Origin of the sequence: Phaeodactylibacter sp. (genome assembly GCF_040219495.1) — a bacterium.
Lineage (GTDB): Bacteria > Bacteroidota > Bacteroidia > Chitinophagales > Saprospiraceae > Phaeodactylibacter.
In genome coordinates, this window is sequence record NZ_JAVJSK010000147.1 from 1 (window position 1) to 12863 (window position 12863).

Annotated in this window: 8 protein-coding genes; 2 read left to right on the forward strand and 6 right to left on the reverse strand. The window is 50.2% G+C overall.

Going from position 1 to position 12863, the window contains the following annotated elements; genetic code table 11:
• Nucleotides 1-1821: hypothetical protein (locus tag RIC19_RS23710; protein ID WP_350180872.1), on the reverse strand; the 1821-nt coding region annotated here is incomplete at its 3' end.
• A 755-nt stretch (nt 1822-2576) separates the two neighbouring features.
• On the opposite strand from RIC19_RS23710, the gene RIC19_RS23715 reads away from it, so the two are divergent.
• Complete coding sequence (locus RIC19_RS23715) at nt 2577-3692, forward strand: ATP-binding protein (RefSeq protein ID WP_350180873.1); 1116 nt, start codon at nt 2577-2579, stop codon at nt 3690-3692.
• Nucleotides 3693-3888: 196 nt separating this feature from the next.
• On the opposite strand, the gene RIC19_RS23720 is transcribed toward RIC19_RS23715, so the two are convergent.
• The 5 genes from RIC19_RS23720 to RIC19_RS23740 all read right to left on the reverse strand — a co-directional run bounded on the left by RIC19_RS23720 (nt 3889) and on the right by RIC19_RS23740 (nt 11618).
• The gene (locus tag RIC19_RS23720; RefSeq protein WP_350180874.1) at nt 3889-4416 is read right to left on the reverse strand and encodes a hypothetical protein; all 528 of its coding nucleotides are present in this window, start codon (nt 4414-4416) and stop codon (nt 3889-3891) included.
• Between the two features lie 23 nt (nt 4417-4439).
• The gene (locus RIC19_RS23725; protein WP_350180875.1) at nt 4440-4580 is read right to left on the reverse strand and encodes a hypothetical protein; all 141 of its coding nucleotides are present in this window, start codon (nt 4578-4580) and stop codon (nt 4440-4442) included.
• A 192-nt stretch (nt 4581-4772) separates the two neighbouring features.
• Nucleotides 4773-6815 carry a T9SS type B sorting domain-containing protein gene (locus RIC19_RS23730; protein ID WP_350180876.1) on the reverse strand — a complete coding sequence of 681 codons (2043 nt, stop codon included), beginning with the start codon at nt 6813-6815 and terminating at the stop codon, nt 4773-4775.
• 108 nt (nt 6816-6923) lie between these two features.
• A complete protein-coding gene (locus RIC19_RS23735) occupies nt 6924-9020 on the reverse strand; it encodes a T9SS type A sorting domain-containing protein (RefSeq protein ID WP_350180877.1) in 2097 nt (698 codons plus the stop codon).
• A 564-nt stretch (nt 9021-9584) separates the two neighbouring features.
• Nucleotides 9585-11618, reverse strand: coding sequence for a BatA domain-containing protein (locus RIC19_RS23740; protein WP_350180878.1), 2034 nt, complete (start codon nt 11616-11618; stop codon nt 9585-9587).
• Nucleotides 11619-11777: 159 nt separating this feature from the next.
• On the opposite strand from RIC19_RS23740, the gene RIC19_RS23745 reads away from it, so the two are divergent.
• Nucleotides 11778-12785 carry a T9SS type A sorting domain-containing protein gene (locus tag RIC19_RS23745; protein ID WP_350180879.1) on the forward strand — a complete coding sequence of 336 codons (1008 nt, stop codon included), beginning with the start codon at nt 11778-11780 and terminating at the stop codon, nt 12783-12785.
• The last annotated feature ends 78 nt before the right edge of the window (nt 12786-12863 follow it).

A 12863-nucleotide genomic window follows, 5' to 3' on the forward strand; every position in this document is an offset into this window, starting at 1 on the left:
AGGATCATCAGTGGCTGCATCTAGAACGGAAAATAGCTGCCCGTTTGTCAGGCCCGTTACATTATCAATTACTGCGCCACTGCCTCCTCCAAATCTATCATCTGAAATCGCTGGCTCTGCATTGTCGAGTAAATCTAAATGCAGCCCAATGGGCACATGATTGGGACGGTGGTTCCTCCATCCATCCAATCTGTCTAACCAAGGCTCCCCGATACTAGCAGGAAATCCAGTATACGCCCTATCCGTATACACATGCTCCAAATGCTCCGCCCAGCTTTCGCAGATGGCGATGCGACCGGCACCAGCGACATTTTCGTCTCCCCACGGGTCGCCCGTTGCAAGCTGGGCATTGAAGGTAGCCAGGCCCAATTGCCCCCAGAATACGGCGCCGACATTGGTGAAATGAGAGGTGTGAGCAATCTCGTGCTGTGTGATGGCCCATTGCCGGTCAGAGTTCTGAAAGTTGCAGCCGATCGCTACATCCGGAACCAAACCAAACAGCCCCAGGTTATCTATGACTTCCGGAAGTAGGGTCAAGCCAAATAACCCCTGAAGGGTCCATTGCTCTATAAACTGTGGCGGTATTTGTGAAGCCATCAAAGCGATGCCATCTGTCCGGTTAGCCGTCAGGTAAATATCCAGCCCCATCGGCGGCGGGTTGATGCCGTCATTTTGGGCTTCGGTATGGAAATGGTGCAGGGCATTTATGACGGTGGCTGCCGACCAGTTGCGGTGGTCCCGCCCGCCCTGATTGTTCCAGCTATTGTATTCGGTTTCAATATTGTTGTAAGAGCCGCCGCCGAGCTGCCCGCCGTAATCGGTTACAGTCGTCAGCAGTCGCCAAACCTGGGCTGTATTCCCCACAAAGCCCCGCAGCCGCGCCCGGTCGTTCATGAAGCTGACCCACATATAGGCTTTGCCATGCTCCCGGTGATCTTTGATCTGCCAGCAGCCCTGTGCATCAGTTTCGGCCGTCTTGAAAGTAAACCAGCCATTCCACCAAGTCACCCGCACTGCTTCTACCGGAAAGAGGCCGTTGCGCTGCACGTCTTGCACCTGTATACAGCCCGCAGGCATCCGCTCATCGCCCGGCACCGGGCAGCCGCAATCGTTGAGCTCCTCTTCCTCATCGTCGTATATGACCAGGCAATCCGGCCAGTCCGGGCTGTCTGGCGTGCAGTCCCCGTTGTAAGTCGGCGGGCCAGAACAGCCAAAGTGCTGCGGGAAGTAAAAACAGTTGGGATAATTCGGGCATTCCTGTCCGCAGGGGTCCGGTATGGCGCTGACACCTGTGCCGCCCAACCCCTCAAAATAGGCAGAAAGGCTGCCAACCTCTTCAAAGGCACGAGCGGTCAATGGCGTTTCGTAGGGTGGGAGAACCAGGTCTTCCAACACCTGATGCGTTACAGCCGGCACCGGCTCTCCGGCTTCCAGAACGCCATAAAAATCCGGAATCCCCTCTGGCCCAAGGCCTTCCTGTGGGTAATAATCGCCCAATTGCACCACCTCGTAGCCCAGCGGAAAATCAACATAAGTAATCCCGCTTTCTGCAAGTGCCTTGTATTCCTCAAGGCTTTGTGGGTCAAACTTTACATAGTGGTGGGTGGCCGGCAAAGCGGCGTAGGTTTTGTGCTGCCCGAAAAGATTGTTCCAAGCCTGCGTCATATTCGGTACGGTGTAGGGGTTGTTGCGCTGTGCGCCCAGAATAGTGGACACTGAGTCTTTCTCAGACCGGAATACAATACTGGGTTCCGGTGAAGCCTCTGTTTCTGCCATTGCGGGTGTAGGCAGTGCCTCTTTCTCACAACTCCAGCCTAGCATGATTATGCTGAGGAGTATCAGAAGGGGCGCAATGGGTGTCCTCCTCCGCCTCCTGGCTTCGGCGGATGGAATGTGTGTGTGTGTATAAGGTCACACTACCGTTTGTTGAATGGTTCATACGCGTTATTGGTTTTAGAGATGCAATGATGCTCCTAAATTACAACAATGCAGTTAAAAAGACAAGCATACATTGTAAAAAAAAGCATAACCGAAACCAAAAGCCCTACCATATACCTTTTGTTTTGCTTCCAGTCAGGCGGCGACTTTAGCCCCGATAGCTATACGGGGGCGACCTGACAGGCAACCTTATATCTCATGCTCAGGCCACGATTCCATAATCGTCGCCTGAGTTACCACGAAGAATAAGCCTTCAAAACCAATTACTTTCAAAACCGCAGCTCCATCCCCCTGCGCCCCTTACCAGACCACGGAGCCTTGAACTGAAGGATCAGCGTGAGGTTGAGCTCATTGATCGGGTGGAGCATTTCCCGCTCTCTATTCCTTAGCCCCAGGCCATGAATGTAGGACAGCTCTACCCTATACCTTTTGTACCAGTAAGCAAGCGACAGGTGTGAGGTGTACTCGAAAAAACGATGATCAGGAGCGTTGCCCCCTAGATTCCTGCATTTTCCTCGTCCATGCCGGTTTCAGTATTAGACGCCAAAGATTCCCCCTATACAATCGTTCCATAAGTTCTAAATCATAAAAAAATATACTTTTTTAAGATTATATTCATATTTCACTATGTTTGCAGTATGATTGAACGAATACTTGCAGAACGAATAAGCGGAAAAGCCGGTAGAGGAAAGGCGATTATGATAATTGGGCCCCGGCAGGTTGGCAAAACAACATTGATCAAAAAATTGCTCAGGGGCGAGCGATATCAATTTTTTGATGGTGACGACCCACGTATCAGAACATTATTAGACACCCCAAATACGGATCAAATACGTGCCTTTATAGGCGATCACAAGGTCGTATTTATTGATGAAGCACAGCGGATCAACAATATAGGCCTAACAATGAAAATAATAATTGATCAGCTAAAGGATGTTCAATTATGGATTAGCGGCTCCTCTTCCTTTTCACTATTCAATGAGCTCAATGAACCACTTACCGGGAGGAAATGGGAATACGAACTATTTCCAATAAGCTGGGAGGAGTTTGAGCATCATGTAGGGTTTATTGAAGCCGACCAGCAATTAGAAAGAAGATTAGTATACGGCATGTACCCAGATGTAATCAACAATCCTAATGAAGAGCCGGAAATTTTGGGAAATCTGGTTAGCAGTTATTTATACAAAGATGTTTTGTCTTACGCTGGAATAAGAAAACCTCAGGTATTGGATAAGCTGATTCAGGCATTGGCTTTACAAATCGGAAGTGAAGTCAGTTACAATGAGTTGAGCCAGTTAGTGGGGGTGGACCGGAACACCATCGAGAAGTACATAACGATATTGGAACAAGGATATGTCGTATTCAGGCTACCAAGTTTTAACCGAAACGTTAGAAATGAAATCAAAAAAGGAAGGAAAATCTATTTTTATGATAATGGTATTCGGAATGCTGTAATTGGTGCCATGGACCACCTGGCATTAAGATCAGATGTCGGACAACTTTGGGAGAACTTTCTTATCTCAGAGCGAATAAAAATGAATAAATATCAATTCACCCTTGCAAAATCTTTTTTTTGGAGAACAAACCAGCAGCAGGAAATTGATTACGTTGAGCAAAGAGGGCTGAATTTGAAAGCCTACGAATTTAAATGGAACCCAAATAAGCGCGCTAAAATCTCAAGTACTTTCACTAAAGCTTATGATGCCGAAGGGTTCCTGATTAACCGAGAAAACTTTCGAGCATTTATAAAGTAGATGCCGGTCCTTCCATCTGCCTAACTGACCTTCCGTAGGCAGAAGGCCAGTTTGGTATTTAGGATAAATGATTTAGCCGAACAAGCAAGGGGCATCCCCCTGAAGTAGGTCTGCCTGTGCAGGGCAGCGATGCTAAGTAGTAGGAGTAAGGTAGGCAGTGAAGGTACGTTCGAAGTAAGGCTTCATGACTATATTTTCAAAACCGAAGCTCCATCCCCCTGCGCCCTTTACCAGACCACGGCGCCTTGAACTGAAGGATCAGCGTAAGATTAAGCTCATTGATCGGGCGGAGCATTTCCCGGTCTCTGTTCCTAAGCCCCAGGCCATGAATGTAGGAAAGCTCTACCATATACCTTTTGTACCAGTAGGCGAGCGACAAGTGTGAGGTGTACTCGAAATAACGATGATCAGGAGCGTTGCCCTCAAAATTCCTGACTTCCGAATAATCTTCCCCATCTACGCTTATCCTAGGGTTGTGAATATAATTCAGACCAAGCCCGGCACCTATAAGAAATGCATCTACAAATGATCGCTTAATAGCAAAGTCTGTACGCCAGCTATCAAAGCGATGAAATCTAATAGGAAATTCAGTTAATGATAATACGTCAATTCCAAATACCCGATTGAAGTAATAACTATTTGTCCACGAAAGAAAAAGCGCTTTATATATTTGTTGTTCTACGCTCAAACCAACCGACCAGTGTGGCAGGAACTGCTCCTCCACAATGTACAAATCTGAATGAGGCTCTACTGTGTGAAAATCCCCCCCCCCTTTATATCCGTCAATCCCCCACCCAGCCGAAGACTGAGGTAGGTCTGCCCGTACAAGACACTTGCACTGAGCAGTAGAAGTAAAGCAGTAAAGGTGCGTTTGAAGTAGTGTTTCATGGCTATATTTTTAGCCCTCCTGATTTCCGAAATTCCTCCTCCCCTTGAAAAGAGCGTGCAAAGATGCATTACCGTTCTTTCTGGAAATCAGGAGGGCAGTTTTAACTTTATGCGCTAAACATTCCGCTATCTGTTAGGCATTACTTTTTGCGTGCCTAACCATTTTCTTCAAAATATTGCAGGCCCTAAAGCCTACCGCACCAATTGCACCTCCCCGCTCAGCTCCACTTCCTGACCATCGAGCAGCAGGGCGCGGGCACGCCAGGCGTAGAGGCCGGCTTCGGCAGCCTGCCCGTCCTCTGTCCTGCCGTCCCAGCCGGCTGTGCCCCGGTAGGCCAGGCCGCCCCACCGGTGATAGACTTCCATAGTGGTGATTTGCATAACTTCCGGGCCGGGAAAAAGTTGAAAGACATCATTGCGGCCATCTCCGTTGGGACTGAAGGCGGTGGGCGCGTAGATGCGCCGGCGGGGCGTGACAAATACCTCTACCGTTTGCTCCACCAGGCAGCCGGCCGGGCTTTCGGCTTGAAGGGTATAAGTGGTGGAAACCACCGGGCTCACCTCTGGTGCGGGGCAATCGGAACAGCTCAACCCTTCGGGGGGCGACCAGGTGTAGCGGTCGTAGCCGGGTGCAGCAGGAAGGGGCATGCTGCTGCCCAGGGGAAGGCTGGCCTGCCCGGGCAGCCCCAGAGGGATGACCTCCCAGGGCATGACTTCTACCGTAGCACTGACAGGGCCACAGGCATAACTGGCATCAAGGCGGTAAAGACCGGGCGAGGTAACGATTGTACTGCGCTCCGCCGGGCCATGCGACCACTGATAAGCCTCAAAACCAGGCGCTCCTTCGAGCAACAACGGGGCTCCTGGACAAAGCAGCGTGTCCGTTGGCAGGCCCAGGCTTAGTATGGGTTGCTGCAGGATTTGAATAGTATCTGCTTGTATACCGCAGTAGTGGCTGGCCGTGAGGGTATAAAGCCCAGGCGTATCTACCTGTAGCTGCGGGGTAGCTGCACCTGTGCTCCAGGCATAGGCATCATAACTGCCGGGGGCGGACAGGGTGTACTGCAATGGCAGACTTTGGCAAAGCAAAGTATCCGGCCCCAGCGATAAAGCCGGCAGGGTATCAATGGCTACCTCAATCGTGTCGCTGCCAATGCCGCAGGCATAGGAGGAGCTCAGGGCATAAAGACCCGGGGCACTGACCAGGATGTGCTGACTGCTGTCGCCCGTACTCCAGCTGTAATGCCCCAGCCCCGGCGGGCCGCTTAGTGCCAGGGGCAATTGCGACTGACAGGCGGTGGTGTCCGGCCCAAGGCTAAATTCCTCAACTGGCAGGTACTGCACGATAGCCGTGTCCCGGATGACAAATTCCTCATAAACGGCTTCCACCGTATACACGCCCGGCTCTGTCACTGTGATGCTGCCTGTGGTGTCTCCCGTGCTCCAGGCGTAGCTGCTGTAGGGGCCCGCTACGGACAGCTCCGTACTGAAGGGCTGCTCACAGAGTACCGTATCAGATAGCCCAAGATTGGCAATGTCGGCGGAAAGGTGTTCTATGCGGACGTCGTCGATATAATAGTAGGTTAGTCGGCTTGATCCGGAGTCTAAAAGTAACACATTTGCTTCCTCGTCGGTTGCAAAGGACCCCATCGTAAAGAACTGCTCTCCTCCCCTGGCTTTGTACAGCCACCTTAAGGGGGTCCAGGCTTCGTAATCGGTAATAAAGAAGTCCGGATCATTGCTTAAATCGGGGGGCAGGTGTACCAGGCGTTTACTGGTATAATCAAAAGAGTCCATTTCTACAGTTAACAGTGTATCTGTGAATAAAATACCGTATTCACTAGTAGCCTGATAATAACCTTCTTTGAGAGAAACATACATTTCAACTTTATAAATGGAGTCCTTTTCTAATGGCGATGACAAAATTCCTTGGATATATTCTCCTCCAGTTGATGGGATACAGCCAACACATTGAATGATGAACCCTGCATAAGCATCTCCACTTCGCGGGTACTGAAACCCAAAGCCAATGTTTGTAGGCACCCCCGCCCATTCATCTCCACAGACATGATAGTAATCCGAAGAAACAGTAGGCGTCGTCCACCCCACTACAAGGTCCATACCGGTATGTGTGCCCGTCAAATCCACCCCAGTCGGGCAATCCAAATATTCCTCAAAGGAAGGGTTAATCACGAGGTTTTGGGCAGGTAAGTTTAGAGCCCAAAAAGCCAGCACAATCAAGGTTTTGATCTTTGCTACCATAATCAACAAATGATAAATATGGAAAAACCGGCATAGTGGAAGGCCCCTCCGCTATGCCGGTTAAAAAGGTATTAAAATGAATTATTCCCGGATGAGCTTGCCCTGAGCAGTTTCACCATCCGATTGCCAGGTATAGAGGTATATCCCGGCTGGCAGCTGCGGCAGTTGCAGGGTTTGCGCCGGTGTTGCCTGTAATACCTCCTGATATACTGTCTGCCCTGCCATATTGATTAACCGGAATATACCCTGCCCTTTGAGAGCAGAATCATGGGCGAGGGTAAGCTCTCTGTTAAAAGGGTTAGGGAATACGCTGACCTCTTGCCCTTTATGGCGGCCATCCTGCATCAGCCGCAACGCCTGCAGGTCTCCCTGAAGAGGTATATTATCTGTAAACTCAATGTAACTGAAATCTTCCAGTGAACCACAATCATTGCCCACTTCCACACTCACTTTGATGCAACGGTTTATATAATTATTGTCAAAGAAAAAGATATCACCTTGTGTATTAGGGTCAATATCAAAGGAGTTCAAATTAAAATTAAAGCCTGTTGTGCTCGACTCACTGACTACCGGCCCCTGATATAAATGAGTGAGGGTACTTCCTGTACTGCAGTCCACTTCCCAAATATCTACCTGATAGAACGTAATATCGCCGACTGCATTGGTAAAATCTATGCTCCCGTAAAGGGTATGCGCTTCGCAGGGGTTCGCTATATCCTGGCTTGCCGGGCAGTTGGGCCCATTTCCTCCAACAGTAAGCCCGATATCCGATACGGCTACCGGAGCGCCTTCTACTTTAAAGTAGCCTTCCACTATTTCTTTTTCACAACGGTTTTCCAGCCCCAGGGTGATTTTGAAAGTACGCCCAAGGTCATTGGAAAACAAATCACAGTTTACTGCATCCTCCAGGCAACGGATATCAACACTTCCGTTACTAAAATCTACGGCGCTGGAATACGACAGAAATGGCAAGGGCAGGCCCGTTTGAGCATCAACACTTTGAATCTCAACAAATGCAAATGGAGCATCCCCTGTGTAATCTGCCAGCAATTCCATTGGGGCACAATTGTAAAACACAGGCAGGGCCGGGTCAGTCACTGAGCTCCCCAGCGGCAATTCATTGATCCCCCAGCTATTGACCACCAGAGGCTCCACGCCCCAGAACAGATCATCGCCCTCTCCGTCAATCTGATCAGGAAGGGTGTAGGTGCTCAGCCAGACACTGGCATTGGAGTGGACTACGAACTCGGAGGAGGCTAGATTAAAAACGTCTCCTGTCGTTTCTAAAGTCCATAGTTCTCCCCCGTTTCCGGTTTCCCGCACCAGGTACATAAGGTTATTCTTGCCCAGCTCCAGATGAGAATTACTAAACGGGCGGGTATGAGGGAGCAATTGCAACGAAGACGACGGGGTGGTAAATTCCCATTTATAAATACCTGCATTTTTGGACCCAAAGTACAATTTGGTACAAGTGTGGTCAAATTCCAGCCCGGTAATGTCATCTATGGGTTTCTGCTGAACAGTGCCGGCCACGAGATTATAAATGGTGATGCCGCCTACACCCCACCAGGCTAAATAGCGCCCGCAGGGAGACAGCTCCAGTTCTCCAAAGTCCTCGCCGCCAATTTCGGTTATGGTCTGATCGAATGCTACACCATTCTCTGTCATGATATAGCGGTCTAAAGGAAAATTCCCGCCATACACATAGATATAACGATGCCCGTTCGTTCCAGGGATCCTTGGGGAAACGGTTAACCCTCCACTAGCATAGTAAGTGTTTTGGATAAGGGTTACACCACTCGTAGTAATTACACCATTAGGGCCAACAAAAACTTCAATATACCCGAAGTTGATAGTCGCCAATGGCATCGCCTCAATAAAGAAAACACAGTACGCATTGCATTGCCCCGGCACAGGCGCAATGCCAATTTCATGCCCATAAACTCCTGCGCTGGAAAAAGTTGCTACACTAGTTCCGGAAGCATCATAAATTCTTTCATTCTGAATATAAAACAGCAAGTTCCCCGCATCATCGAATACGCTGTTTTCTACCGCATAAGGTTGAGTGAGGTTGGGGTTTGAAAACCCGGCCGGGGAATACCCGGGCCCGGCGTCAAAATCAATTCTCGTCGGATACAATATCCAATTGTCTTTTTGTGCGTAGGAAGCGGTCATCATAAACAAAAGCGTTGTGGCAAGCAGAAACTTAAGAACGCTGTGTGTGTGTGTGTGTGTATGTGTGTCTTCCTTCGCCTATTGGCTTCGGCGGATGGAATGTGTGTGTGGCTTCTGTAATAACAGCGCCACGGGAAAGATTAAGCAAGTTCATTGTTCAGTGTTTAAAACTTGATAGATAAAGAATAAGCGCTTATCCTATTGTCACCCTAAAGATAAGAAGGCTCCGGAAACTTTTTTGTAACACTTTCCCCGAAAAAAGACAGGGCAGATTTTCGGCAATTACAAATGGAAGAAAAGATATTAAGTTAATAATCAAGCCTGTAGCTATAGCCAAATCACTGCTCAGGCAGCGCTCGCTAATGTAATTGCACGAAAAAAACCGCTTTTTACCCCACCACGCCCCCATCACTCACCAAAATCCAGTTCCCGTGGACATTTAGAAAAATGGCATTGGGGGACCGTTTTGCCCCTAAGGCCTTTGTTCCATGGCCATTGTCAATTCCTCCTGCCTGGGAAAGGAAAACAAGCAAATTTACAGAGGAAAAAACCGTAGCAGCAGCCCCCCTACACCTCCCAAAACCGCAGCAGCAACACCTCCACGCCCAAAAACACCAGCGCCAAAATCAGGCACCAGCGCCATAGCGGAATGCCCTGACTCCGCTCTTCTATCGTAGCGGTGAGCACGGCGTTATCGGCTATATTAATGAGGTTCGCCAATGGCCCTACATAGCCAGCCAGCTCATCCGGGCTGTAGTAGTCGAGGTCGGACTCCCGGCGGTCGTAGTTGAAGGCGTAAGTGCCCAGTGGGTTCTCCGGCTGTAGGAAAAGATCGTAGTAGCCGGCTTCATCGACCTGCTGCCCTACGGTCAGATAGACTTTCGCCCCAATGATGCGCTGCTCGGGGATGAACTCTTCAGCTTCGCCCTGCAACTTGTAGACAATATCGCTGCTCGTGGCATCGTGGGGAGCGACGATCGTAGCATCCTGCCCAATCGTGTAGGACAACTGCTGCCCCTGACGGGAGGATACCGACATCTTGAACAGCATGGGCACAAAGATTTCTCCGTTGCGCACCAGGTCGTTGTACTCATCCGAAAGCGGGGCGGCACTGAGGTAGAGATTGCCCTGCCCGTTCTGATAGCGGGCCAGCAATACCGAACCATCGCGGTAGGTGAGCAGCGGCTCTTCGCCCCGGTTGGCAAAATTGCTCAGGCTGAAATTGCCCTGTGTGGCGGGGAGCTTCAGATTGGCAGAGCGGTTTTCAAAAACATCATTGAAGATGAAGGCATCGGTATTGATCTGCCCCACCTGACGGGGGCGCTCTTCAAACTGCTGCAGCTCATTGGCCGGGAAGCCGGTCAGGAAGGTGCGGTAGGTGCCAATATCAGCATTACGGCTGGGGAAAACCAGCAGGTTTCCACCATCCTGTACATACTGACGGAGCTCAAAGCCCAGCCCGGAGGATACCGTCCGCAGGTCGTTCAGCACAATCATGTCGTAGTTCCCAAATTGGGAATAGTCCAGCGCCTGACTGGGCAGGTTGTCAATTTTGAAGTTATTGATGCCCTGAAAAGCCGCCGTCAGAAAGCGGTTGGGCTGTTGTTCATTGATAGCCAGCACCCGGATTTGCTCTTTCACATTGAAGGCAATGTGGTAATTGTCGTCAAACTGAATGGGGAAGTCGGTGATATTGAGGCGGGCTTCGTGCCAGCCGGTCCGCTGTATGGAGATATTGACGGTATCTACCACGGACGACTCGGCGGGAACGGTCAGCGTGCCTACCGGTTTATTCTCTCCTTCATAGCGGATAGACAGGCGGACATTTTCCGCAGTTGCTTCGGTGAGGTTGCGCACCCGAACAACAAGCGGATTAGGCTGATTGGGCATAGGCACCGGATTGGTAAACCAGGCCGAATCTATGCTGATGTTTTTTTCCTGTACAGCCTGCAGGGGCACGAGATTGAGCTCCAGCGTGGTGTCGCTGACGGCTTCGATATCGGTGATGTTACGCTGGAAGTCGGAAATGTGGTAAACCACTTCGTTATCGGCCTCCGCCGTGGAAAGCGCCTGCCGTTGGCGGGTCAGGACTTCCGAAAGCTGCCGTACCGCCGGACCGGGCTCGATTTCATCAATGAGCGCCAGGGCATCTTCCTGAGAAACCATGCGCTGATGCCGCCCCTCAAAGTCGTTGGTCAGGATTTGGAATTCATCGGTAGGCGCGTAGGCTTGCACAATCTCCCGGGCGCGCTGTTTGGCTTTCTCCACCAAAGGCACATCCTGGCTCAGGGCCTGCATGCTGAAGGAGTTGTCGATAAACAGGCTGACCGCCTTATTGCCCTGCTGCACCTCGGCATCTTCCTGCGGGATGAATGGCTGAGCGAAGGCGAATACCAGAAACGCCACCGCCAGCAGCCGCATCAGCAGTACCAGCAGGTTGCGCAGGCGGGAGCGGGCGCTCGTCTCCTCCTTGACTTCTTTCAAAAAGCGCACATTGGTAAAGTACACTTTCTTAAACCGCCGGAAGTGGAACAGGTGGATGATCACGGGGATCGCTAGTGCGGCGAGGGCGAACAAAAAAGCCGGGAAGAGAAACTGCATATATTCTTTGGGTTGCTTTTGGTCTGTTTTTCACGTATCTTCTACGGGCTCACTAGCCAATAGAATCAAGATAAAGAACGCGAATTTAACCATAAAGTTATTGCGGGGCAAGGTATTGGCCTCTAATACCTTTATTCATCATCAAACACCCAAAGTATTATGAAAAGAGTGATTTACGCGCTTTTGCTGACGATTGGCGCTTTCCTGTTTGGTCATGCTCAAAGTTCGTATCTGGCTGGCAACATGCGTATTATTCAGGAAGACGCCCCTGAAGCGAATCTGACGCTGGAAGCCCGGGTACAACTCATCAGCCCCATTGATAGTCCTGTAGAAGATAGTATACCTGTTTTTTGGGGAGACGGGAGTTCGGGTTGGCTATTGCTCCTGCAGGAAGCGAATATCCCCCCGGATTTAGTCAGACGGTTATATAGCAACACCCATACGTATCCTGCCAGAGCATCCTATACCATTACTTCACCCGTATGCTGTTTCTCTGAAACGATCGTAAATCTTGATCCGGGGGCAACCATGCCTCTTCAAGCCCATTATACCATTCTCAACCCTCAGTTTCAGGGAACCAATACTACGGTTGTCGTTTCAGATTTGGAGGAGACAGGCCCCGTGAATGAGCCTTTGAGTTTCTCACCTACTCCTTTTGATACGGATAATGATTCTATTTCGGTTTCTATCCCTGATTTAGATGATTCCTTTTCGGGATATCAACCTGTGAATGTTGTTGATCCCGGAGGGAGCGGCACGCTACTTGTAGAGAACCCCTTGTTTGGGGGAACGGTCTGGGATAGCCCAGGTACAGCAGGTCAATCCTACATCGTACCCTATCATCTTGAAGAGTTCCGCAACGGGCAAAGGATTTCAAATGTCTTGGCTTACTATTGGCTCCGGGTAGCATCGCCAACCAGTGCCAACACGACTGCAAAACCGAACTTAAAAGTCTTCCCCAACCCTGCCAGCCAAACCCTGCAGGTGCAAACGGAAAACCCCACTCAATGGTCGGGCGTACTCTACAACGTACAGGGGCAACTGATACAGCAATGGGCTCATCTGCCTGCTGACGGGCAACTCGGCCTCTCCTGCCCCGGTGGGCTGTACCTGCTGCAATTGCAAAATGGAGATCAGGTGCGGACAGAGCGAATCGTGGTGCGGTAAAAAAAAGCAACCTGACAAGTATCCGCAGGCATCAGCCCGTGATCTTGTCAGGTTTAGCTGTATTTTTCAGTTCCCTTT